General features: G+C 46.4%; 24 protein-coding genes and 1 pseudogene. 13 read left to right on the plus strand and 12 right to left on the minus strand.

All coding sequences use genetic code 11. From position 1 onward, the window contains the following. The first annotated feature begins 2 nt into the window (after positions 1-2). Positions 3-878: a mechanosensitive ion channel family protein gene (locus LIN78_RS10390; protein ID WP_227180734.1), complete on the plus strand. Its 876-nt coding sequence runs from the start codon at positions 3-5 to the stop codon at positions 876-878. Here the strand turns inward: LIN78_RS10390 and LIN78_RS10395 are convergent. Beyond that, complete coding sequence (locus tag LIN78_RS10395) at positions 781-2,175, minus strand: chloride channel protein (protein WP_227180735.1); 1,395 nt, start codon at positions 2,173-2,175, stop codon at positions 781-783. The two genes, LIN78_RS10390 and LIN78_RS10395, sit on opposite strands and share 98 nt — an antisense overlap. 73 nt (positions 2,176-2,248) lie before the next feature. Between LIN78_RS10395 and LIN78_RS10400 the strand changes: the two genes are divergently transcribed. Beyond that, on the plus strand, positions 2,249-3,511 hold the full coding sequence (locus LIN78_RS10400; RefSeq protein ID WP_227180736.1) for a putative Na+/H+ antiporter: 1,263 nt from the start codon (positions 2,249-2,251) through the stop codon (positions 3,509-3,511). A gap of 64 nt (positions 3,512-3,575) precedes the next feature. Here the strand turns inward: LIN78_RS10400 and LIN78_RS10405 are convergent, their stop codons facing one another. From LIN78_RS10405 to LIN78_RS10415, 3 genes are all read right to left on the minus strand, one after another. Next, entirely contained in the window at positions 3,576-3,977 is a 402-nt protein-coding gene (locus tag LIN78_RS10405; RefSeq protein WP_227180737.1) for a DUF7793 family protein, read from the minus strand. Positions 3,978-4,288: 311 nt separating this feature from the next. Then, positions 4,289-4,681, minus strand: coding sequence for a DUF7793 family protein (locus LIN78_RS10410; protein ID WP_227180738.1), 393 nt, complete (start codon positions 4,679-4,681; stop codon positions 4,289-4,291). Positions 4,682-4,769: 88 nt separating this feature from the next. Continuing rightward, complete coding sequence (locus tag LIN78_RS10415; protein ID WP_227180739.1) at positions 4,770-5,345, minus strand: thymidine kinase; 576 nt, start codon at positions 5,343-5,345, stop codon at positions 4,770-4,772. A gap of 696 nt (positions 5,346-6,041) precedes the next feature. On the opposite strand from LIN78_RS10415, the pseudogene LIN78_RS18455 reads away from it, so the two are divergent. From LIN78_RS18455 to LIN78_RS10460, 9 genes and pseudogenes are all read left to right on the plus strand, one after another. Further along, a pseudogene (locus LIN78_RS18455) lies at positions 6,042-6,347 on the plus strand (methyl-accepting chemotaxis protein); the annotation flags it as partial. 349 nt (positions 6,348-6,696) lie between these two features. Beyond that, positions 6,697-7,065, plus strand: a complete 369-nt coding sequence (locus LIN78_RS10425) for a response regulator (protein ID WP_227180741.1) — start codon at positions 6,697-6,699, stop codon at positions 7,063-7,065. 29 nt (positions 7,066-7,094) lie between these two features. Further along, positions 7,095-7,397, plus strand: a complete 303-nt coding sequence (locus LIN78_RS10430) for an STAS domain-containing protein (RefSeq protein ID WP_227180742.1) — start codon at positions 7,095-7,097, stop codon at positions 7,395-7,397. Continuing rightward, positions 7,394-9,589: a chemotaxis protein CheA gene (locus LIN78_RS10435; protein ID WP_227180743.1), complete on the plus strand. Its 2,196-nt coding sequence runs from the start codon at positions 7,394-7,396 to the stop codon at positions 9,587-9,589. The genes LIN78_RS10430 and LIN78_RS10435 overlap by 4 nt, the downstream gene beginning before the upstream one ends. A gap of 92 nt (positions 9,590-9,681) precedes the next feature. Then, on the plus strand, positions 9,682-11,292 hold the full coding sequence (locus tag LIN78_RS10440; protein WP_227180744.1) for a methyl-accepting chemotaxis protein: 1,611 nt from the start codon (positions 9,682-9,684) through the stop codon (positions 11,290-11,292). Positions 11,293-11,304: 12 nt separating this feature from the next. Beyond that, positions 11,305-11,844, plus strand: a complete 540-nt coding sequence (locus tag LIN78_RS10445; protein ID WP_227180745.1) for a chemotaxis protein CheW — start codon at positions 11,305-11,307, stop codon at positions 11,842-11,844. A gap of 36 nt (positions 11,845-11,880) precedes the next feature. Then, positions 11,881-12,690, plus strand: a complete 810-nt coding sequence (locus LIN78_RS10450) for a CheR family methyltransferase (RefSeq protein WP_227180746.1) — start codon at positions 11,881-11,883, stop codon at positions 12,688-12,690. 4 nt (positions 12,691-12,694) lie between these two features. Further along, positions 12,695-13,216: a chemotaxis protein CheD gene (locus LIN78_RS10455; protein ID WP_227180747.1), complete on the plus strand. Its 522-nt coding sequence runs from the start codon at positions 12,695-12,697 to the stop codon at positions 13,214-13,216. Positions 13,217-13,250: 34 nt separating this feature from the next. After that, on the plus strand, positions 13,251-14,306 hold the full coding sequence (locus LIN78_RS10460; RefSeq protein WP_227180748.1) for a protein-glutamate methylesterase/protein-glutamine glutaminase: 1,056 nt from the start codon (positions 13,251-13,253) through the stop codon (positions 14,304-14,306). A gap of 67 nt (positions 14,307-14,373) precedes the next feature. Here the strand turns inward: LIN78_RS10460 and LIN78_RS10465 are convergent, their stop codons facing one another. From LIN78_RS10465 to LIN78_RS10495, 7 genes are read right to left on the minus strand one after another with little or no spacing between them, the layout of a single operon-like run. Beyond that, the gene (locus LIN78_RS10465; protein ID WP_227180749.1) at positions 14,374-14,817 is read right to left on the minus strand and encodes a nuclear transport factor 2 family protein; all 444 of its coding nucleotides are present in this window, start codon (positions 14,815-14,817) and stop codon (positions 14,374-14,376) included. Next, positions 14,818-15,597: an SDR family NAD(P)-dependent oxidoreductase gene (locus tag LIN78_RS10470; RefSeq protein WP_227180750.1), complete on the minus strand. Its 780-nt coding sequence runs from the start codon at positions 15,595-15,597 to the stop codon at positions 14,818-14,820. It abuts the gene before it with no gap. Next, positions 15,581-16,123: a DUF3833 domain-containing protein gene (locus tag LIN78_RS10475; RefSeq protein WP_227180751.1), complete on the minus strand. Its 543-nt coding sequence runs from the start codon at positions 16,121-16,123 to the stop codon at positions 15,581-15,583. The genes LIN78_RS10470 and LIN78_RS10475 overlap by 17 nt, the downstream gene beginning before the upstream one ends. Before the next feature lie 36 nt (positions 16,124-16,159). Further along, complete coding sequence (locus tag LIN78_RS10480; protein WP_227180752.1) at positions 16,160-16,717, minus strand: chalcone isomerase family protein; 558 nt, start codon at positions 16,715-16,717, stop codon at positions 16,160-16,162. Next, entirely contained in the window at positions 16,686-17,903 is a 1,218-nt protein-coding gene (locus tag LIN78_RS10485; protein ID WP_227180753.1) for an SAM-dependent methyltransferase, read from the minus strand. The genes LIN78_RS10480 and LIN78_RS10485 overlap by 32 nt, the downstream gene beginning before the upstream one ends. Then, positions 17,900-18,691 (minus strand): DUF1365 domain-containing protein, encoded by a 792-nt coding sequence (locus tag LIN78_RS10490; protein WP_227180754.1) that lies wholly within the window; start codon positions 18,689-18,691, stop codon positions 17,900-17,902. Before LIN78_RS10490 ends, LIN78_RS10485 begins: the two co-directional genes overlap by 4 nt. Then, positions 18,688-19,974, minus strand: a complete 1,287-nt coding sequence (locus LIN78_RS10495) for an NAD(P)/FAD-dependent oxidoreductase (protein WP_227180755.1) — start codon at positions 19,972-19,974, stop codon at positions 18,688-18,690. Before LIN78_RS10495 ends, LIN78_RS10490 begins: the two co-directional genes overlap by 4 nt. Positions 19,975-20,096: 122 nt before the next feature. On the opposite strand from LIN78_RS10495, the gene LIN78_RS10500 reads away from it, so the two are divergent. Then, on the plus strand, positions 20,097-20,708 hold the full coding sequence (locus LIN78_RS10500; RefSeq protein ID WP_227180756.1) for a TetR/AcrR family transcriptional regulator: 612 nt from the start codon (positions 20,097-20,099) through the stop codon (positions 20,706-20,708). A gap of 88 nt (positions 20,709-20,796) precedes the next feature. On the opposite strand, the gene LIN78_RS18265 is transcribed toward LIN78_RS10500, so the two are convergent. Continuing rightward, positions 20,797-21,918 carry a methyl-accepting chemotaxis protein gene (locus LIN78_RS18265; protein ID WP_284700250.1) on the minus strand — a complete coding sequence of 374 codons (1,122 nt, stop codon included), beginning with the start codon at positions 21,916-21,918 and terminating at the stop codon, positions 20,797-20,799. A 230-nt stretch (positions 21,919-22,148) separates the two neighbouring features. Here LIN78_RS18265 and LIN78_RS10515 point away from each other — a divergent pair, with 230 nt between their 5' ends. Continuing rightward, on the plus strand, positions 22,149-24,098 hold the full coding sequence (locus tag LIN78_RS10515; RefSeq protein WP_227180757.1) for a putative bifunctional diguanylate cyclase/phosphodiesterase: 1,950 nt from the start codon (positions 22,149-22,151) through the stop codon (positions 24,096-24,098). Positions 24,099-24,163: the final 65 nt, after the last annotated feature.

Raw genomic sequence — 24,163 nt, forward strand, 5'->3', positions numbered from 1 at the left:
ATATGACAGGGATAAGTATTTGGGAAAAATTCGCTGACTTCTTAGGGCACCTATCTAACACCGCTCTTCGTATTACGCTAGTCGTGGTATTGGCCTATGTTGCCATTCACCTCGCCCAAAAAGGGATTGTCGCGCTGCGAAAGCGTATTACCTTACGCATGGGGGATAATGAATCCAAGAAGCGGGCAGAAACCATCGGCCGCGTTTGTCGCTATATTGTGACGGTCGTCATTTCATTGATTGCGGGCATGCTGATTCTAAGCGAACTCGGCGTGTCTGTTGCCCCAATTCTTGGTGCGGCAGGGGTTGTCGGTTTGGCGGTGGGTTTTGGCGCACAAAGCTTGGTCAAAGATTATTTCACCGGCTTCTTCTTATTGTTAGAAAACCAAATTCGCCAAGGCGATGTGGTTAAACTAGGCAACCATGAAGGTTTTGTAGAAGAAGTTACCCTCAGATTTGTTCGCCTACGCGATTACGAAGGCAATGTGCATTTTGTGCCCAACGGTACTATTTCTACCGTCGTGAACAAAACCAGGGAATTTGCTTTTGCGGTACTAGACGTGTCAGCTGGTTATGATGATGATTTAGAAATGGCTATTCAAACCATGCAAGACACGATTAGTAAAATGCGTACGCAAGAAAAATGGCAAACCATCATCTTAGATGAGTTTGAATTTGCTGGTGTCGATGTACTAGGTGAATATGGTATTTCATTGAAAGGCCGCATTAAAGTGCAGCCACTTCAACAATGGAATGTACGCCGTGAATTCTTACGTCAGATCAAACATGCTTTTGATCAGAAGGGTTTGACGATTCCCTACCCTCAGCTGACACTGCATCGTCCTCAAGAGGAATTGGTTGCACATGAAGACGCTTGATAAAGTTGTTAGCTAAAGAGTGGTATAGCGGTGGGCTGATTAGTCTTGAAATTGCATTAGCAATAAACGCGGTAGCAATGAGACTAATCACCATCGCATGCCCATCTATCATTTCCATCACAATCACAAATGACGTAATTGGTGCTTGCGTGACTGCCGCTAAAAAGCCTGCCATTCCCAACGCCATCCAAGCCGTCGTCGTCACATCCCCCAGCCCTGTTAGCGACAAGTCTTGCCCAATCCCCGCCCCTACCGCCAAACTAGGTGCAAAGATACCACCAGGAATCGCCGCAAAATAAGAGAACAGCGTTGCCAACATTTTCTCGAACGCGAATAAGAATGGCATGGTTTGCTCGCCATCTAGTGCCAGCTTGGTCACCGAGTAGCCACTACCATGCACTGCGCCGTGTGACGCCACACCAAGCAATGCCACCATCAGGCCACAAAATGCAGCAAAACCAACTGGATTATTCTTTCTGAACGCGCCAATTCTTCCGCCCCAAGGCTGGCTACCCACCACCATTAAACGGCTAAACACACCACCCAAAACGCCACACATCCCTGCTGAAGCCAATACAGGCAGCCAAATGCCAGAGGAAATATTCGCCACTGATAATCGGCCAAAGTAGGTGTAATTCCCCTGCATAGAGATAGAAATCACACCAGCAAGAATAATCGCGGTCAGTAGCACACCGTTAGTACGCTCTTCAAACTTCTTACCCAATTCTTCAATCGCAAATACGATTCCCGCTAGTGGCGTATTAAAAGCAGCCGCAATACCAGCTGATCCACCGGCAATAATGAGTTGATGGGCAGAAATCGGAAAGCGACGCGGTAGCCAGCGTTGGCAGTACGCCATCAGGCTAGCGCCAACTTGCACAGAAGGCCCTTCACGCCCGGAAGAAAACCCGCAAAGCAAGGCACCAGTCCCCATGATGATCTTTCCAACAACAATTCTTAGGGACAACAATGGAGTAATTGGAATCTTTGAAGCGGATACGTGAATCGCGGCAATCACCTGTGGAATACCACTCCCCTCTGATCCAGCAAAATATTTACGGGTGAGCCAGGCAATTCCGGCACCACCTAGCGGCGTCACAATGAGCGGCATCCACCACGCCAAACGGTAGCCCTCGTTGAACCATTCGATACCTAAGTCTACTAACCTAGCAAAGAAAACAATGACTAAACCCGCAGCAAATGCCATCAGCCAAATGACTAAACGGCCTTGCCATACACGCCAGTCATTTTGACGTAATAAACGATTTCGAATGGTTTGATAATCAGGGATATGCATAGGGGCGTACAACGTCAGTTAGCTGTATAATGTAAATCATTATACATTTGTACAAATGTGAAATGAGGTTATTTTGGAAATATCTTCAAACATCCAACTGATTGGCACCATTATTTTTGGCATTGCCATCCTTCATACCTTTTCTACAGGCTTCTTTGAGCACCTTGCTCATAAAAATCCTGCCAACGCAGGGCTGTGGCATTTGCTTGGAGAAGTAGAGGTCGTGTTTGGCTTTTGGGCGATGGTGCTCATGCTTGCCATTTTCTTCGTTGCTGGCGAAGAAACCGCTATTCATTACATAGATGGTCGAAACTTTACCGAACCGCTCTTCGTCTTTGCGATTATGGTGATTGCTGGGACTAGCCCTATTTTGACGAGTGTCATGAAAGTGGTGAATGTATTAGGCAAGGCAAGTCGCTTACCAGGAAGCTTAGGTCAGTACTTCCTGATTATGTCGCTTGTGCCTCTAGCAGGTTCATTTATTACCGAACCAGCTGCCATGACACTTGCTGCGATCATGCTTTCTGAGAAAATTTTTCAGCACAATATTTCTAATAAGTTGAAATACGCGACGATTGGTTGTTTATTCGTCAATATCTCAATTGGCGGCACCCTGACTTCTTTTGCAGCACCGCCCGTATTAATGGTGGCTGGCGCGTGGAAGTGGGATAGCAACTTCATGTTGACCACCATTGGCTGGAAAGCCGCCATTGCGATTGGCATCAATACGGTGTTGTTGTGTGCAATTTTCTTTAAAGAACTTCGCCAGCTTACCCCATCTAGTGATGCCAATCAGGCTAAGCGTATTCCTTTGCCACTCGTGATTGTGCATTACCTATTTTTAGCTGGCGTGGTAATTTTCTCTCATCACCCTGCTATTTTCTTAGGCCTTTTCCTGTTCTTCTTAGGTTTAGCACAAGCCTACGAAAAATATCATCAACGCCTAATTCTAAAAGAAGGGTTATTGGTTGCCTTCTTTTTAGCGGGATTAGTCGTCTTAGGTGGTTTGCAAGAGTGGTGGCTAAAGCCGGTTTTAGTCGCCATGACCAGCGATCAAGTTTTCTGGGGGGCAACCATTTTGACGGCCTTTACCGACAATGCCGCTTTAACGTACTTAGGTTCTTTGGTCGATAATTTGTCGCCGGAGTTTAAATACGCCCTAGTGACAGGAGCCGTAACAGGGGGTGGCCTCACCATTATTGCCAATGCGCCTAACCCTGCTGGCGTAGCGATTTTGAAGAACTACTTTGAAGAGTCTTCTATTAAACCGCTGAAGTTAGCCGCCGCCGCCGCAATACCCACCCTTATTTCTGCCACCTGCTTTTTGATGCTGTAAACAAAAACGCTGCGATATATTCGCAGCGTTTTTTATCTATAGTCACCGATTGCAAATTGCTAAGTTATATCGCAGGGTCTCCCTGCACATACCGGCGTAAACAGATCACCGCCTCTTCCTCTGTATCGAAGATAAACAAAGGGTATGGTGGTTTCTGTACGGTAAGATAGGTATTAATCAGATTCCGCACATGCCAACTATCCGTCACATAAGCCACAGCGGTAGTAATTGAGCAGTAATCCGGTGATCGTAGTGCTTTGGGTAGTTGCGAATCAATACTGGGGCGGCCAGTTACTTTGACTAACACGGGCATGGCTAGCTGGCTAATTTCGCGACGCCGACGCAGCACCTCAGCCAATCCTTCACCTGATAAGTTAGGATTGTGCCCGTAGTCGATACACATGATGCCATCTGTTCGTAACTGAACAGTTGGTGTGTGTATATGTGGTAAGGAAGGCGCTGTCATGACTACATTTCTACTACTTTTTATCCCGATAATTTCATATTAACAGAGATTTTGAGAAGCAAAAGTTAGAAATTGTTAACTCTTTGCGGCACTGCATGACAAGATTTGTAGCAAACCGAGCAACCACGAGACCTAGCTTCAATTGCAAAGCGGTTTAAACGGTCACTCAAAAAGTTGCTTGCGTGATGTGAAATGTGACGCGACTGATTGACCAAATATTAGACAATTCGTAGGTAATGAATTAATCATATTGAATTTACATATTTTCAATTATTCAATTTGATCAATTTGTGGTGTTACTTTTTGAAAAATTATTTAGCAGGGACAAATCGACTTAACCAAGCCAATGCCTCTTCTTCTTGCTCGAATACAAATAGAGGATAGCTAGGTGTCTGGATAGTCATATAGGTATCTAGCAATTGTCGTACATACCAACTGCTAGTGACATAGGCAACCGCGGGAGTGACTTCGCAATATTCCGCAGACTTCACAATCGAGATTATTTTAGGGTCTAAAATTGGACGCCCATCCATCTTTATCATTAAGGGCATTGGTTTGAGAGAGAACTCTCTTCGAATTCTCAACACTTCTAATACCCCTTCAGATGTCAGTGTGCGTGCATAGCCATGATCAACACACACAATACCATCCTCTCGGAAAATAATTTCCGGAATATGTAATTTGGGTATTTCAGACGGATTCATTAAATAAAATCAATTAATTAAAACATTCAATGGCGAATCATAACATTAATGGGCTAATTAATTGTTTACTGTAGATTGTATATCTTAATTAAGATTGATCAATCTTTGTAAATCCGTAATAGCATTTTGGACACATTGACCGATATCGAGCATTTCCACCGATTTCTAATTGATTCCCAGAGGTTTCTTGCTTTCCGTTTGCGTCTAGTCTTGCGTTCATGGTCGCTTTGCGCCCACACAAGCAAATGGTTTTCATTTCTTCTAGATCATCCGCCAATGACAGCAGGTATATCGATCCCGGAAATGGTTCGCCGCGAAAATCGGTACGCAAACCATAGCAAATCACCGGCACCCCCAAGCGGTGAGCGACTTCGTGCAGCTGGCGAACATGTGCTGGCGTCAAAAACTGAGCCTCATCAATCAGTAAGCAATGTGGTGCATTTTCTGCAATGGTGCCAACAAATTCGGTTGTCTCGTCAAATAACTCGGCTTGCCTACTCACCCCTAAACGAGAGGCAATCGTGTCAACCCCAAAGCGATCATCAATTGCAGCGGTGAACAAACGTACACTCATGCCCCGCTCTTCATAATTGTGCGCAACTTGCAGCAAAATTGTAGATTTGCCGGCATTCATCGCCGAATATCGAAAATATAACTTAGCCATCTCTTAACTCTTATTGCTATTTCTGTCTTTCATTAGCGCAACATACGCCATTTACGTATGCGATTTTCATTCAAACAAATATCACCTTGTCAAGAGTAAATATGCGGTCTATACCGAAATTACCCCAGTTTTTGAGCGGAGTTTATCGTGACCGTCATCACCCCACGTCTGATTGTTGGATTAGCCCTACCTGCGATTGCAGGCGCGGCTGCGCTACTTATTGCAGCAAGCAATCAAGGGATCGCATTGTGGCTGGTGATTGCCTTTCTAGCAACCGCTGCTATCTCGGTTTTTGTGGTGGCATCGGCAATTAAGCACACCATCGAAGTCAATATCGCTCATTTGAAAATGAATGAGGTAACAGAAACAGCCACTCAGCCAGACAATAATTTACCGGAATTCTGCAAAGAAGTTTTACCTGTTTGGCGCGGCCAAGTATCAATGGTGAGCACCCATGCGGAATCGGCGATTAACCAATTAGCTGAGCGCTTTAATAGCATTTACCAACGTCTACAAACAACCATCAGCATGTCGAACGCGAGTGCGGGTGACAGCTTGGCAAGCTTGTTACAAGAAAGCAAAGCACATCTCGAAAGCATTATCACGCATTTGCAATCTACGCTTTCCCAAAAAGAAAGCCTGCTGCAAGAAATGTCCAAGCTATCTTCCATCACCGAATCACTTCAGCGCATGGGGGAGGAAGTTGGTGAAATTGCCAAACGCACTAACCTACTTGCGTTAAATGCAGCGATTGAAGCTGCGCGCGCAGGTGAAGCAGGCAGAGGTTTTGCAGTGGTGGCTGATGAAGTACGTAACTTATCCAACCTATCTGGCGAAACGGGTAAACGCATTAGCGAAACCGTTTCTACAGTGAATCAATCCATCATCGCGACCTACCAGATTTCTAAACAGTACAGCCAGCAAGATGAGCATACCGTTCGAGATAGCAGCCAAACCATTAACGATGTGATGCAGAAATTCGAAACGAGCGCTTACTTCCTAAAAGCAAATTCAGATGAGTTGGTTAGCACTAGCCAAAGCGTGAGTAATGAAGTGGCCGATATTTTGGTGGCCTTGCAATTCCAAGACCGCATTAGCCAGATGCTAGCGCACATTGGTTCGGATATTGAGCGCTTAGAAGGGGAAGTTAAGCGGTCCGACCAGTTACAGCTAGACACCAAAGCTTGGCTAAATCAGTTGAAATCAACCTACACCACCCCGGAACAACATGCGTTACACCACGGTGGTTCCGTTAGCAGTAATAAGCCACCCGAGAGTGAAATTACATTTTTCTAATATCGGTGAAGATAATTTTCATCACCAACATTGTCAGTAAATTGAGGAGCAAGACATGTCCAAGACCATTTTAATCGTGGATGACTCCGCCTCTCTTCGCCAAGTAGTCGGAATTGCACTCAAAGGGGCAGGCTATGAGGTCATAGAAGGCGTCGATGGAAGAGATGGATTGACCAAACTAGATGGTAGAAAAATTCATCTCATCATTAGTGATGTCAACATGCCCAATATGAACGGTATTGATTTTGTCAAAGCCGTTAAACAAAACCCGACATACCGCTTTACCCCCATCATTATGCTCACAACAGAAGCAGGGGAAGACAAGAAAAACGAAGGTCAAGCTGCAGGTGTACGCGCCTGGGTAGTAAAACCCTTCCAACCGAATCAGATGTTAAACGCTGTTTCTAAGCTGATTTTGCCTTAAGCCAATCATAAAAATAAGGGAGGCATAAAATGAGCACAACCATGGTGACGTTACCAGCAGAGCTGACCATCTTTACGGCGGCAGACTGTCATCAGATTTTATTGACTGCGTGCAAAGAAGGCTTGGCACTCACCGTCGACTTAGGAGAAGTTGGCGAGATTGATGGTGCTGGCTTACAGCTTCTGATTGCCACACGGCATCAGGCGATGAAGGATGGTCTTCAATTAACGTTTACCAATCATAGTGCGGCGGTGCTTTCTTTATTGGATTTATGTGATTTAGGTGGATTCTTTGGTGATCCAGTGATCATCTCCAAAGGAGAGTTAGCATGAATCTGGATGAAGCCCTACAGACGTTTATCTTAGAAAGTAGAGAACTCTTAGAGAGCATGGAAGAGGCGCTGCTAAAGCTTGAGCAGTCTGCAGATGAAGAATCTGTGAATGCCATCTTCCGTGCCGCCCATACCATTAAAGGATCAGCGGGTTTATTTGGCTTAGATCATATTGTTGCCTTTACGCATGTTGCAGAGAGCGTTCTGGATAAAGTGCGCTCTGGTCAGATTGGTATTGATAGCGACTTAGTGGCGCTATTTTTATCGGTTTCAGATCATCTAAATACCCTCATTGATAGCGTTGCGAACGATACAACTCTAGATGATGACACGCGTGCAGCAGAAGCCGAGTTACTCGTTCAGCTAGAAGCCCTAATGGGGGATGAGCGTGGTACATCTAGTGTGATTCCGCAAATGCCGGAAACGGGACATACCATCAAAGAGGACAACGGCCAAAGTGTCACGTCTGACAACTGGCATATTTCGTTGCGATTTGGTGAAGATGTGATGCGAAATGGGATGGACCCAACGTCTTTCCTGCGTTACCTCACGACATTTGGTGACATTCTCTCCATCATTACGATGACAGACCGTGTGCCAGCATTAGAAGACATGCAACCAGAAAGTAACTATCTAGGCTTTGAAATGAGCTTTCATAGTGGTGCCGATAAAGAAACCATTGAAGGCGCCTTCGAGTTTGTCTGGAATGATAGTGATATTCGTATCCTCCCTCCTCATAGCAAAGTCTCTGAATTCTTAGACATTATTAATAAGATGCCTCCAGAGCCGATGAAGCTCGGTGAGATGCTAGTGCAATGCGGTACGTTAACCGCACATGAGCTAGAAGTTATTTTGGCGATGCAAGAAAAACACCCGAGCACTAAGAAAATTGGGGAAATCTTGGTCGAGCAGCAAGTGGTAGAGCCAGAAGTAGTAGAAGCCGCACTGGTGAAACAAAAGCAACAGACCAAAGAAAGCAAGCAACCCGTAGAAGCCAGCATGATTCGGGTTGATGCCGCCAAACTCGATCAGCTCATTAATTTGGTGGGTGAGTTAATTATTGCAGGGGCAGGCACACAACTCGCCGCCCAAAAATCCAAAGCAATGGATTTACTCGAATCCACATTGATTTTGTCTCGTTTAGTCGAACAAGTGCGGGACTCTGCACTGAATCTTCGGATGATTGCGATTGGTGGCACCTTTAACCGCTTTAACCGCGTAGTCCGCGATGTGGGGCAAGAGTTAGGCAAAGATATTCGCCTACAAATTTATGGCGAAGATACCGAACTAGACAAAACCGTTGTGGAAAAAATTGGCGACCCGCTCACCCACTTAGTCCGCAATTCGATGGACCACGGTATTGAAGCTGAAGAGGTTCGGATTGCAAATGGGAAACCCGCTTTTGGCACCGTCATTCTAAACGCCTTTCATGATGCAGGCTTTATTGTGATTGAGGTATCAGATGATGGTGGCGGCCTTAATAAACAGCGCATCGTCAACAAAGCTATCGCCAAAGGGTTAATCCCAGAAAACCACACGCTAACAGACAAAGAAATCTTCAACCTGATTTTTGAACCTGGTTTTTCTACAGCAGAGCAATTAAGCAATTTGTCTGGCCGTGGCGTTGGCATGGATGTGGTGAAACGAAATATCACCGCGTTACGCGGCACGATTGATCTCGCTAGTGAAGAAGGCAAAGGCACCACCACTCGCATCCGCTTACCGCTAACACTGGCAATTATCGATGGTTTCATGATCGGGATTGGGAAGTCGACCTTTGTTGTACCACTGGAATCGGTGGTGGAATGCATCGAACTCAATCAGGTCTCTTTAGACAACAACGGCGATCACGACTATCTCAATCTACGCGGAGAAGTACTTCCCTTTATTCGCTTACGAGAAATGTTTGAAGTAGAAGAAGAGCCCGTTCGTCGTGAAAACGTGGTGGTCGTGCAGTTTGCAGGACAACGAGCAGGTTTAGTAGTCGATCACTTGATGGGGGAATTCCAAACGGTGATCAAACCCCTTGGAAAAGTGTTTAGCCATACCCGTGGCATTGGAGGATTTACGATTTTAGGCACCGGTGCAGTTGCGCTCATTCTGGATATTCCGGGCTTACTCGCACAAGTGTTGCAAAAACAAAATGCACAGAAACCAGCTGTTGCATTCATCACCAACAAGCCATCCGTTTAGTCACAGCGTAGTTAGCAACACCACAATTTGAGTACGTTTAATACGCTGCTTATTAGCAGCCATACCCGATCAAGTAAAGGGGGAGAGACAAAATGACCGTCGCTAAAAGAATGTTACTACTGGTGCTATCAGCCATTATCGGTATTGTATTAATGGCAGGTATTGCTCAAGTACAGATCAATCGCGTATTTGATAGCGCGAACTATGGCAACGAAAATACGGTGCCAAGTCTGGTTATATTGGACCAGTTCCGCAAAAACGTCCTTGTTGCTCGGCTAGGAATAATGACTCACGTTATTAATACCGAAGACGCAAAAATGGCAGAAATTGAAACTCAGATCAAATCTGCCTTAACTGATGCAGATAAGAATATGAAAGAGTATGAATCTGCCCTATCAGATGAAAAAGACAAGGCAATGCTTGAAGCGGATAAAGCTAACTGGCAGGTTTTTGTTAGTCAGATCCCAGGCATCTTGGTGAAATCTCGCTCCAATGAAACCGAACAAGCGCGTCTTTTGCTTGAAAAAGCGCTTCCTGCTGCAGACAAAACGGCCGCAAGTATCAACGAGCACTTTGACTACAACGTCAAGCTTGGCGATGACGGGATGAAAGAAGCACAAAATACCAAGTTTAATGCAACGATTATGTCTTGGATTATTTCTGCGATCACACTGTTTGTCGTTGGTTTTATTGGCTTACTCATTACCAAAAATATGCTTAGACAACTTGGTGGTGAACCAGCGTATGCACGAGACATTGTGAAGAAAATTGCGGAAGGAGACCTCAGCATCACGGTTGAAACCAAGCCTGGCGATACATTTAGTATGCTTGCCGCAATGAAAGAGATGACTGATCGCTTATCTAGCATCATTAGTGAAGTCAGAGGAACAGCTGACTCACTAGCCTCTGCATCAGAAGAAGTCGCGGCTACCTCACAAAGCCTCAGCCAATCCACTTCTGAACAAGCGGCATCGGTTGAAGAAACTTCTGCCTCGATGGAACAGATGGCCGCTTCGATCACCCAAAACACTGAAAATGCCAAAGTAACGGATGGCATGGCCAGCAAAGCGGCGAAAGAAGCCAACGAAGGGGGTGAGGCAGTATCTCAAACCGTTGCAGCCATGAAAACCATTGCAGAGAAAATTGGGATTGTCGACGATATTGCGTACCAAACCAATATGTTGGCACTTAACGCGGCAATTGAAGCAGCCCGTGCAGGTGAACACGGTAAAGGGTTTGCAGTGGTGGCGGCAGAAGTCAGGAAACTCGCCGAGCGCTCGCAAGTTGCAGCACAAGAAATCGGTGAAGTGGCAAAAGGCAGCGTGGCGTTGGCAGAACGAGCCGGCCAATTGCTAGATGAAATTGTGCCATCTATCGCAAAAACCTCCGATCTTGTACAAGAGATTACCTCTGCGTCTGAAGAGCAATCTTCTGGTGTAGGGCAAATCAATGTAGCGATGAATCAACTCTCCCAGATCACACAACAAAATGCATCGGCTTCAGAAGAGTTGTCGGCCACCGCTGAAGAGATGTCTTCACAGTCTGAGCAACTACAGCAGTTAGTGAGCTTCTTTAAAGTGGGTTTCAGTAACTCGGCTCAAAACCACTCGATTCGCCACATTAGTAAAAAGCCAGGAAAAGTGAGCAGTCAACCAGCGAAAAACGCGAATGACTCCTCTAGCTTCGTTCGCTTCGAGGAATAAAGGGGGCTCGTCATGAGTAATTTAGTCAAACATGATGGAGCAGCGGTGGCGAAGGAGTTGCAAGCCGTTGCTCAGCAGTACCTCACCTTTGTACTGGCGGGTGAAATGTATGCGGTCGGCACCATTAGCGTAAAAGAGATCATCGAATATGGTCAATTAACAACCGTCCCCATGATGCCGAGTTTTATCCGAGGCGTGATTAACCTAAGGGGTGCAGTCGTTCCGGTCATCGATCTAGGGGCCCGCTTCGGTGGCAAACAAACCGAAATTCACCGCCGTACCTGTATCGTGATTTTGGAGGTGATTCAGGATCAAGATACACAAGTGATTGGGGTTATTGTGGATGCCGTTAGCGAAGTATTAGAAATACCAATTAACGATATCGAACCCCCTCCTGCTTTTGGCGCGAAAATTCGTACCGACTTTATCGCCGGCATGGGGAAAGTAAACGGAAAGTTTGTGATTCTCCTCAATGTAGGACAAGTGCTTTCCGTCGACGAAATGTCTACTTTGGCGGCAATAGGCACTGGCTCAGCCATTGCAGAACAATAAATATAGCCATTGAGCAGGTGAAAGAAGGAGGGCAGGATGGATATTCATCCATTATCGGACAAGGAGTTCGAGCTATTTCGCGGCATGATTTATCAAGTAGCCGGTATATCGCTGTCTGATATCAAAAAACCATTAGTCAGTGGCCGGCTCGCCAAACGTGTTCGTCATTTTGGCAAACAGCGGTTTGGCGATTACTTCAAAATCATGATGGCAGATAAGGCTGAATTCCAGAATGCGATTGACCTGCTCACCACCAATGAAACTTACTTTTTCAGAGAGCCAAAGCATTTCGACTTCTTGCGAGACACCATTATTCCGGCTTTGCGTCAAAAACCCAAAGTCAGAATATGGTGTGGAGCAAGTTCAACAGGTGAAGAGCCTTACACCATTGCCATGATGTTGGCCGAACATTTGGGAAGCAGCGTCTGGGAGTTACTCGCTTCGGATATTAGCACCCGTGTGTTAGATACCGCCCGCAAAGCACTCTACCCGCTTGAAGATGCAGAAGGAATTCCTAAACCCTATCTAGTCAATCACTGCCTAAAAGGTGTGGGCGATTTAGAGGGCCAGTTTTCTATTCAGCCGACCATTCGCCAAAAAGTGCATTTCCGTCAAATCAACTTAAATGACAATTTACCGAGTGATATCGGCGAATTTGATACCGTTTTTCTACGCAATGTGATGATTTATTTCAACATGGAGACCAAACAACAGGTCGTTAAACGCGTGGTGAAACAGTTAAAACCAGGCGGGTGGTTTATCGTTAGTCACTCAGAGAGTCTAAATGGCATTACGGCAGAGTTAGAAATGGTCAAACCCTCGATTTATCGTAAACCCATAAGGTAGTGCCATGCACCCGCCAAGAGGGTTTATCGAAATTTTTCTGCAACCAGGCGATTGGTACTTTGCAGACGAGCTCACCAGAATTCGAACGATCTTGGGCTCTTGCGTGTCGATCGTAATGTGGCATCCACGCTTACATCTAGGAGGGATGTGCCATTACATGCTACCAACAAGAAAGCACCAGCAAGTGCATGAGTTAGATGGGCGGTATGCCGATGAAGCGATTGCCCTACTTATTGACTCGATTAAAGAGGCTGGTACCTCACCCAAAGAGTACACCGTCCGCATGTTTGGCGGAGGGGATATGTTTCCGCATCTAGAGAAACACAAGATCTCGAATGTCGGACAAAACAATGTGATTGCGGGCAGAAAACTACTAGCCGCGCATGGATTAAAAATCACCGATGAGCACGTAGAGGGGGCAGGACATCGTAATGTGTCATTTGATGTCTGGGATGGCAATGTCACCATGAAACAAAGCATGCGGATGGAGCTTGGCCCTCCTCGCGTACGTTCACTATCAAAATAAGTCACCTGAACTCATTCATCATCAGGAGAGGAACATGGCAACCATAAAGGTATTAATCGTTGATGATTCTGCGGTTGTTCGGCAGGTTCTATCTTCCGCTTTAGCACAAGACCCTTCTATTGATGTCTACGCCACCGCATCCGACCCTATCTTTGCGATGGAAAAGATGAAAACACAGTGGCCGGATGTGATTGTTTTAGACGTCGAAATGCCCCGAATGGATGGCATTAGCTTCCTGAAGAAAATCATGGCGGAACGCCCAACGCCAGTAGTAATTTGCTCGACGCTAACAGAAAAAGGGGCGGCGACCACCATGGAAGCCATGGCAGCAGGCGCAGTCACGATTGTGACCAAGCCGAAAATGGCACTAAAACAATTCTTAATTGACGCTGCAGATGAGCTGATTTCTTCTGTTAAAGCGGCGTCACAAGCGCGAGTCTCCCGGCTACGCAATACCGTTGCGCCGGTGGTGAATGCAGCACCAGCCGCTCACACAGAAGGCAGAAGTTCTGCGATGGCGCAGACCACAGACTTTGTGGTGGCAATTGGCACCTCCACTGGTGGCACTCAGGCCTTAGAACTTGTCCTCAAAGCCCTGCCGCGCGTTTGCCCTGGCATTGTGATTGTTCAGCACATGCCAGAGAAATTCACAGGGGCATTTGCAGAACGGCTTAATGGCTTGTGCCAAATCGAGGTAAAAGAAGCCGCCACCGGCGACCGCGTAATTCCAGGGCGAGCCATCATTGCGCCGGGCGGAAGGCACATGCAGCTCAAACGAAATGGTGCGCAATATCATGTCGAAGTGATTGACGGCCCGCCGGTAAATCGCCATCGGCCATCGGTAGATGTGCTGTTTAGATCCGTTGCCAAGTTTGCGGGTAGAAACGCGTTAGGCATCATCATGACAGGAATGGGCGGCGACGGCGCTCTCGGACTAAAAGAAATGCATGATGCAGGAGCAAATACGATCGCCCAAGATGAGGCTAGTTGTGTGGTGTTTGGCATGCCAAAAGAGGCGATTAAACTAGGTGCAGCAGATAGGGTGATCCCGCTAAATGCGATTCCTAACAGCATTATTGGCGGGAAATAGCAGCGATTTTCAGAGAAATGGCGGATCAGGTGTTTGACGCCTTATCCGCTTTTTTTGTTAGAAATATTTAGTCGGTGCTTGGTAACTTAAATTGTCGACGTAACCAGCGGATAGGCGCGCCAACGATGGGTAACTTTTCAAACAACTCTTCCGCCGCATCCCAATAATCCCGATGATCAATCACGCGGCCATCTTCACCAAAGAATAAATGCGACCCACCTTCGATTTGGTAAGCCTTTCCTTTTAGCTCAAATAAAAATCGCCACGTTACAAAGGCTTGCTGACCACTCGCAAGCTGATTACTGATTTCAAAACGCGGATTCACTGTGGTATGAAACATGTGAGTAAAAATTGCCTCGATAGCAGCATGTCCTTTTACCGTATTAAACGGATCGCGAAAACGCGCATCCGGGTGATACCAGTGGCTCACTTGCCCCACGGTATCTGGGCTTAGCGAAGCATACCAAGCCAATAATGGCGCCAAACAAGTCTGGGTAGATGCATTACTCAATTATTCGCTCACCAATTTACTCATTAAGGCAAATTGCCACCGGTAGGGTAACCACCGAATCAACTTCAGGACCGTGGTAAATCGCCAAGGAAAATGAATCTCAAATCGACCACGCTTCACTCCTTGCCAAATCGCCCCTGCGGCTTGTTCTGGTGTTTGTAATGCAGGCATTTCAAACTCATTTTTAGCGGTTAGTGGTGTTTTTACAAACCCGGGATTCACCAAATACACCCCAATCCCTTTCGGGTGTAAATCAGTATAAAGCACTTCGGCAAGGTTAATCAGTGCGGCTTTACTCGGCCCGTATACACTCGCGTTTGGCAAGCCCACATACCCCGCAACACTGGCCACTAAAACAATACCACCACTGCCTCTTTCCATCATGGCAGGCAGAATAGTCGATAGCCCCGAGTACACACTCATCAAATTCACATTAATCGTTTTTTTGGCCGATTCTGGGGTAACGTCCCATGCTCGCTCGGGTAGATAATCCCCCGCGCAAAACACGACCAAATCCACCCCTTGGCCAGACTCGACAATCGTTTCAAAAGCAGATTGCCAAAGCGCGACCTCGCAAACGTCAAACGGTAATAGTTGTGCGGCCTGATGCTGCTTGGCGACCTGCATCAGCGCATCAATTCGCCTGGCACTTAAGATCACTTGCGCGCCTTCATGCAAGGCCTGCGTCGCCAGTGCCGCACCAATGCCGCTAGATGCACCGATGATCCAGACACGCTTACCGGCGAGCGAGGAAAAAGTAGGATTAAGGGTTGACCACATGATCTGGCTTTCTGAAAAATAGCGTCACTTGCCCTAGTTCGAAACCAAACTTTGACATGCTCGCTTTATTAATCATGTGACCATCGTCCATCAGGTACATCCAATCATCAAAATTCACCTCATAGACTTTGCCATCTACCGGCAACAGCATCGTGTATTGCCAATGCAGTGCATTTCCCGCCACCTTGCCAATCGCCTCCCCTTTTACATCTGCCGCCGTACCTTTCCATTCACCTTGGCCTTGTGGGGTTAGCGTCCAAACTCTTTGCTGTTTGGTACCATCGTCATAGGTGAAGCGCTCATCTAGCACTAGCTTACCGTCTGCCGCTACGGTTCCCGTAATTAGCACATGAAAGCGCTTATTGAGTTCGCCATTGCGCTTTTGGAACATCCCCCACGCCTCTGTTTTTCCAGCAAAAAACTGGGCAACATCTAACTTGGGTGTTAGCTGCTGATATTGCTGAACATCTGGCGCCGCGCAAGCCGTGAGTAATCCGCATAGCGCCAACACACATCGTTTAATCATGATGAACATCCTCTCGATAAAAGGCCGAAGGCGCGATTACATACTCGTGCGTTTGCCCAACAGCTGCTCGCGTAAACGACGATCTTTCGATTGCGGGTCTAACCAAATCGCAAAGAAATTCTTTGCAAATTCGGGGTCTTTAATTTCTGATAACAATTGGCTTTGCGAATAAAACGCACACCCAACTCCCGGCCAGTGCACCCCAATCAGTTGGTCACCCGGTTTCACATCAATAAACGCTTTTTCCATCCAGCCTTGCCACTGCTGCATTTGGCTAGACTTAGCGGATACACCACTAATGCGAGACATCTCATCCATGCTGGCTTCAACAAATTCACTTTTGCTAATGTTTCTAGCGTAAGTGAGCTCTAAGGCATAAGGCTGACTGGGGTTAAAGGGATACTGCTTACTCCATAGTCTGGCTTGATAAATAGAGAAACCAAACCACGTCATTTCGCCACTGCCGACCACCCGCAGATCTGTCGGTAATCGGCTTTGCCAAATTGGTTGTGCTTGGGCAAACGAGGTTGTCAGCCAAAGCGCCACCAACCATAGAAACGCTTTAGTTTTTTTGCAGAAGGAATTGGCAAACATCGGTTCGACCCTCATCAAATCCTGCTTCGCAATAACATAGATATAAGCGCCAAATACGAATAAAACGCTCATCAAACCCTTGCTGACGTACCGCATGAATTTGTTGCTCGAATCGGTAGAACCAGCGGCGGAGCGTTTCCGCATAATCCACACCAAAATTCAGTTGGTCTTTCAGTTGTAACCCATACGATGCCGCCTGCTTCGCAAAGCCACTTGGGGTCGGCAACATACCGCCCGGAAAAATATATTGCTGAATAAAGTCAGTCGTACTGCGATACCGATCAAAGTAAGTTTCATCAATGGTGATGCTTTGAATCATTGCTTTACCGCCAGGCTTCAAGCGCTGATGCACCATTTCAAAGTAAGTTGGCCAGTATTTCTCACCGACGGCCTCAAACATCTCGATCGAGACGATCGCGTCAAATTCGCCTTCAATATCTCGGTAATCACACAAAGAGAACGTCGCGAACTGAGACAACCCTTGTTTTTCAATACGTGATTTAGCAAACTCAAGTTGTTCGGTCGATAAGGTCACACCATTTACATAGATACCCTGCTTCGCGGCGATCTCGGCAAACCCACCCCATCCACACCCCACCTCTAAGACACGATCGCCAGCCTTTAAACCCAACTGATCAATCATGCGCTGGTATTTAGCGGTTTGCGCATCGATCAGAGGTTGATCAAAGTTGCCATTAAACCAAGCACTAGAATAAGTCCAAGATTCATCTAGCCAAAGTCGATAGAACGTATTCCCAATATCGTAATGGGCATGAATATTCTTCCGGCTGCCGCGCTTACTGTTTTGACGGAACAGATGTTTAATACGATACCACCACCCCGTTAGCGCACCGGCTTTCATCACCCGATTAAGCACTTGTTCATTACGCAGCACCAGCCGAAGTAGCGCGGTTAAATCTGGCGTATCCACCCAACCGGCGGCATAGCTTTCAGCAAACCCAATATCCCCATCGCGCAAAATGCGGCTTGCAGCAGTCCACTGGTGAAAACGAATCATCGCGCTTGGCGGCTCATGCAGATCACCGAACACCAGCAACTCGCCTTCAGGTGTTCTTACTTGCAGATGCCCTACTTTTAGCTGTGCTAACAAACCAAGCAGCACCGTTGCCGCCAGCGGCCGGCTTTTCCTTGCTTCTGCTTTTAAGGAAGGTAGAAAGGTTTTCAACGTTCGTCTCCTTCGGTAATCGTCTGTAGTGGTGGATTAGGCCGTTTATGAAAAGGCACTTTCTTCCACCACAACTTCAAAGCTTGCCAATGAATCTTTGCCACCACGCCCAAGGTCAAAAAGGGCTGTTTAAGTACTGCAGAAAAGACGTTCTGACTAGATAGTGGCGATTTGTAGCCACCAATACTGGTCTTAATCAGTAAGCCATCTGCGTCGAGGTAATCAATACCAACAAAACAAGACGCATCGGTTTCTCTCAACCGAAACGTGTAATAACCATCTACTGCGCAAAATGGCGACACATGCATCACTTTTTGGGTAACTAGGGTCGTTTTCTCAGAAATGGCTTGATGATCTTTCGCGGTTAATAAATACAAATGCGTATCGCCAAAGGTGTTATTCACTTCAGCAATCATCGCGATTAATTCGCCATTTTTGTGATGGCACAGCCAAAAACTCACCGGGTTAAATACAAAACCAAACACCCGTGGAAAGGTCTGCAGCCAAATTTCACCATCTGCCTCTACACCATGACGCGCCAACAAATTGCGCGCCCATTGCTGCAAATCACTACCATCTCTCGGCCCATAGTCTTTTAACCAGATAGACCAAGGCCGCAACCGATTGACGCCAAAACACCAAGATTGCGCGGCATAGATTGTCGACAGATTCAAACGCACCGCAAATACAGGATAGATAAAGCGGTTGTGCACCGGCCGCACCCGTTCATGCATCACTTGGCCCGTCAGAAGCCAACCGGCAGACGAGTGGCTTACGTTGGTTTTCATGGCAGCACCGTCCAATCGGGTGCCAGCCCCCATTCACGCGCGACACGCAAGGCAGACTTCAACCCATCTTCATGGAACCCATAACCACCCCATGCACCCGCAAACCATGTTCGATTTTTCCCTTGGATATTCACCAATTCAACTTGCGCGGCAATGGCTGCGGTATCAAAAATAGGATGTTCATATTGAAAGCGAGCAATTACTTTCTCTTCGTCAATCTGGCTAAATGGGTTAAGTGTGACCATTACCGGCTGAGTAAATGGCAATCGTTGTAATTGATTGAGTAAATACGTCACACAAACCGAGCGCTCACCCGCAATCGATTGTCCACCCAAATAATTCCAAGCAGACCAAACACTTTCCCGAACGGGCAACTGGGAACGGTCAGTATGTAAAATCGCTTCATTCGCCTGGTAGCGGCATGCCGCCAATACGGCGTTCTCCGCTTCGCTCGCTTCCGATAAAAGTTGCAATGAAGTCGGTGCATGGGTCGCGAACACGACCTGATCAAATCTTTCAGTACCCTTCTGGGTGATTACTTCCACATAATCCGGATATCGATCAACACGTTTCACCGGTGTTGAAACACGTACATCGGGCAAAGTCGCCACAATTTTTTGTATATAAGTTTTCGCCCCACCTTTGACAGTTAACCACTGCGGGCGATCTTTCACTTGCAGTAAGGAATGGTTTAAGCAAAACCGGATAAACGTACTAGCAGGGAAACTGAGAATATCTTTGGGGGATGAGGACCAAATCGCAGCCGCCATCGGGATGAGATAGGTATCTTGGAACGTTGCGCCATAACCATCCGCCAACAACAACTCGCCTAACGTCATCGGATCGCGAAGAACACGTTCTAGGTTAGCTTCTGCTTCACGGTTAAATCGCAAAATATCTTGCAACATGCCAATAAAACGAGGCGACAATAGGTTTTTACGCTGAGCAAATACCGTATTTAAGTTCGTACCCGCCCATTCCAATTTGCCTTTATCCATCGATACTGCAAAAGACATGTCTGTCCCGTAGGTTTCTACGCCTAGCTCGGCAAACAGTGCGAGTAAGTTGGGATAGGTGCGCGGGTTGCAAACAAGAAACCCCGTGTCTACAGGGGCGGTTTTTCCTTCTAGGGAAACATCCACGGTGTTGGTATGCCCACCAATGTAATCCCCGGCCTCAAACAAGACCACGTCATGCGCCTTGCTTAAAAAATAAGCCGATGCCAAGCCTGAAATACCGGCTCCGATCACCGCAACACGTTGTGGTTGTTGGCTTATTTTCACTTGATCACCTATCTCAAAAAGATAAAAAGGATTGGGTTTTTTACTTCACCTGTTATAAGATTAATACTAGTTTGAAATAAAATCTACTGATTAGTAACTTTTTTTACCAAAGGGTTTTAAAGATGGGCTTGTTAGGCAAACTCAGTTTCAAGGATCAAGCCTTTCGGCTGCGTGAAGACGCTATATTAGATGCCACCACGCAAACGCTGACGAGCAAAGGCTTTGACCTGATGACCATGGACGATGTCGCCAATTTAGTCGGCATCTCTAAACCTAGCCTGTATAAACACTTCAAATCGAAAGACGATTTGGTCGGCGCCGCGATGGTACGGTTAATTGATGGCGCACTCGCCTTTTTAGATGACCTAGATAAAACATTAAGCCCAATAGAAAAATTGCGGGCGTTATTAGAATGGGCGCTACGGGTTCGCCTAGAGGGAGGCATGCCCTTCTTGCCGTCAACTAGCCCGCAAGTGAGAGCCATGTTGCTCAAAAACCTGACCTACATTGCCAGAGTACTGAAACTCAATGGCCAAGTAGAAGGTTTTATTAAGGCAGCGCAGAAATCGGGGGAGTTAAACACCAACCTGCCCGTGCAGGTCATACTGTTTAGCTACTACTCGCGCACTTGTGATCCGGCGGTAGAGTTTTTGCAGTTATACAGCAAGCTTAGTAAAGATGAGATTGTCGAACGCATGCTACAAATCTGTTTTGAAGGGATGGGCAAACAGTAAGTAGGCTTGTTTCTAAGCATCCAAACAATAAAAAACGCGACCCTTGAGTCGCGTTTTTTATTGTGATAATCACTGAAGCCGTTATTGCTTACTTATCAGACATACACAACACATGAGGATGACGCTCACCATTCATTGCCATTGCTTCCAAGCTCTGGATCACCAGCATACTCGCCGATTCCATCTCTTCTACCTGAGACAGCATCTGATCTACTTGGCCATTTTGGAAAGCGCTAATCGCGGCAATCGCTGCATGGTGCACTTTTTCATGCGGACGCTCTAGATCACGATAGCCGCCTAGTTGCGAGAAGCAAGCATGTCCTTCGCCTTGGTAATACCACTGACCTAAACGGCAATCCATGTGCGATGCAAAATTACCCACACCTTCTTGAGACACACCAAACAACACTTGGTATACCCGGAATTTGTATAGCAGGTGATCCACCTTGGCCAACTCACAGAATCCACGCAAAGCAGACACCGCCACTTGCTGTTCCATCGAAGAAGACATTTCAAACAGTTGCTTCACAGAACTAGCCGCCGCAGCGCCATCTTGGCTAAATGTGCCAGCCTGTTCTGCCAAGGAAGACATGCTCTGACGGCTATCTTTACTTTCGTTACTGATCTGAGTGACTAAGGTAGAGATTTCCGTCGTCGCGTTCGTGGTACGTTCTGCTAGTTTACGTACTTCATCGGCCACCACCGCAAAACCACGGCCCTGCTCACCCGCGCGCGCCGCTTCAATCGATGCGTTCAGTGCAAGCAAGTTGGTTTGATCAGCAATTTCTTTAATCAACTTCACAATGCCACTAATCGCTTGTGCACGGGTATCCAAAGTACCCACCAATTGCGCAGCCGCACTAGAGTTTGTAGCTAGGGTCGACAAGCTACCTGCAATTTGTTGAACCGAACTTAAACTACTCTCGGATAAATCTTGTGCTTCAACGGCCTGCGATTTCTGATCCCGCATGGTATTTGCCATGGCAGCTAAAGATACTTGCGTTTCAGAAATCGATTGTCCAAATGATTGTAAATGTCTGGCTAATTGCTGCATTTCCATGGCTTTTGCCCGGCAATGGCTAGCATCTGCTTCGGCAGATTCTGCACGTCTTAGTGCGGCAGATAATTCAGATTCTTTTTCTGCGAGTTTCGCTCTTAATGCATTTAGTTCTTGTTCATTGACTTCTTGTTTTTTAGCGCTGAACCACATTTGCAAAACTCCTCATCGAGGTTAAATAGCCACAAGAGCGCCCGTACTCTCGTTTTTAGCCACCTGATTATGTCACATTTAAAAGAAAAAACGATGCCTCTACACGCCAAAAAACCACAAAAAGATCATGGGCTTAAACCCCATATTTACAAAAAAACTTAAAAAGACATTGGCGAAGTGCTTTCACACCGTCTAGTCTTAAATGAAGTATCACCGCCCGATCGTCTTTCATGAAACCAAGCACCCTCATTCCTTTTCCGTTACAGCAAGTTCTCATTGGTATTTGTCTTGCCTGCTACTTAATGACAGGGCTGGTCGTACTATTTGGCCACAAGGCTGAAGACACTAAGCAAGATAGTTCCTATGAGATGCAAGTTGAGCCCTTAATTATCTTTAATCGGTTGTCACAAGATATCTTGCATCTACGAATCCACATGCAAGATGCACAACAAAAAAATGGTGCCACTCAGCAACGGACGGATTTAGACACCGCAGAAATCCATTTGCATGAGATTAGCAGCCTACGAAACGACCTCATGTCATTGCAGTCTCACGCACATACATTAACGGATCTACAAAGGTTTCAAGCCATCGCGCAACAGATCAACCAGAAAACATCTGTTGCGCTTCAATTACCGTCAGATGAGTTAACCAGCTATTTGAAAAATGAACGTTATTTTGAACTGTTACACAACGCCAAAGAAATCATCTCGGCACTGGAAACCGAACAACAAAAATATGTACTGACATATTTTGCGGAAGAGCACGAGGAAGAACGCAACCAGGCGATCATGATCGGCGGACTCATCTTTCTAGGTAGCCTTGCCGCTTTGTTTGCACTCATCAGCAGTATTCGTTCCTCGCAAAAAATCAAACAGCAAGCGGTTCAACTTGCCCAAGATCCCCTCACCGGATTGTGGAGCAGACAAACACTTGAAAAAGATTTAAACCATTGTTTAAGCAATGATCTACAAAAAGACTTTCCTCATGCACTGCTCTACATCGACTTAGATGGCTTTAAAACCATCAATGATGTGTGCGGTCATGACGCGGGCGATATCGTCCTTAAACAAGTCAGTTCGCTCCTCAAATCGGTCGGTTCCATTCATCAGCGCGTTTACCGCCTAGGTGGTGATGAATTCGCCATTTTAATCAGTAACCGATTTCCATCCGATGTAAAAGCACAAGCAGAAAGCTTACGCCAACTCATTAGCCAGCACCGTTTTGTGATTGCTCAACACTTATTTCATATAGGCACGAGCATTGGCATTGTACATTTTCATAAAGATTGGCTATCACCCGGCCAAGTCATGCAAGTGGCCGATGCCGCTTGCTACACGGCAAAAGCAGCGGGTAAAAACCAAATTCATGAATACGCAGAAAACGACCTCGCCGTTGAAACCCGGCTCTCGAGTGCCTCTTGGATTAGCCGCTTAGAACATGCATTAGAACATCATCAGTTTGTGCTGTTCGCTCAGCGAATTGTGCCAGCACATGGACAACATAAAATGTTGCATTGTGAAGTGCTCCTTCGCTTACTAGATGAGAACGGCCAACTCATTCCTCCTGTGCGCTTTTTACCCGCCGCAGAACAACATCAATTAATGTTCCGCATAGATTTATGGGTACTTGCTAATACGCTCTCGCTACTAGGCCGACATGCCGACAAAATGGATCTTGTACACACCATCTCGATCAACCTTTCAGGAAAAACGTTATCAGACCCTCGCTTTTTAGAAGAGGCCATTCAACTCTTTCGTAAAGCAGTCTTCCCTAGCGAGAAAATTTGTCTAGAGATCACAGAAACCAGTGCAATTTCCAATCTGGAACAAGCCAAAATGGTGATGAATGAATTAGGGAAAATAGGCGTTAAATTTGCACTAGATGACTTTGGCAGTGGTATTTCCTCGTTTGGCTACCTAAAAGCCCTACCGATTCAATACATTAAAATTGATGGCCAATTTGTACGCGCCATGCTCATTGACGATGTCAGTTTTGTGACTGTAAAAAGCATTACCGAAATCGGCCACACCCTCAAACGTCAGGTGATTGCAGAATTTGTAGAAACCGAAAATATTGCAACATCATTAAGCAATATGGGGGTAGATTTACTTCAAGGCTACGCCGTACATAAGCCAGAATTGTTAGAAACCCTCATCCAACACGCTCTAGAAGAGTAAACCGACTTGCGAGTCAACAAAAAACCATCAAATACCAGATAAAACCTTGATTTAAAAACGCAAAT

The organism is Leeia speluncae (assembly GCF_020564625.1).
Taxonomy (GTDB): Bacteria; Pseudomonadota; Gammaproteobacteria; order Burkholderiales; family Leeiaceae; genus Leeia; species Leeia speluncae.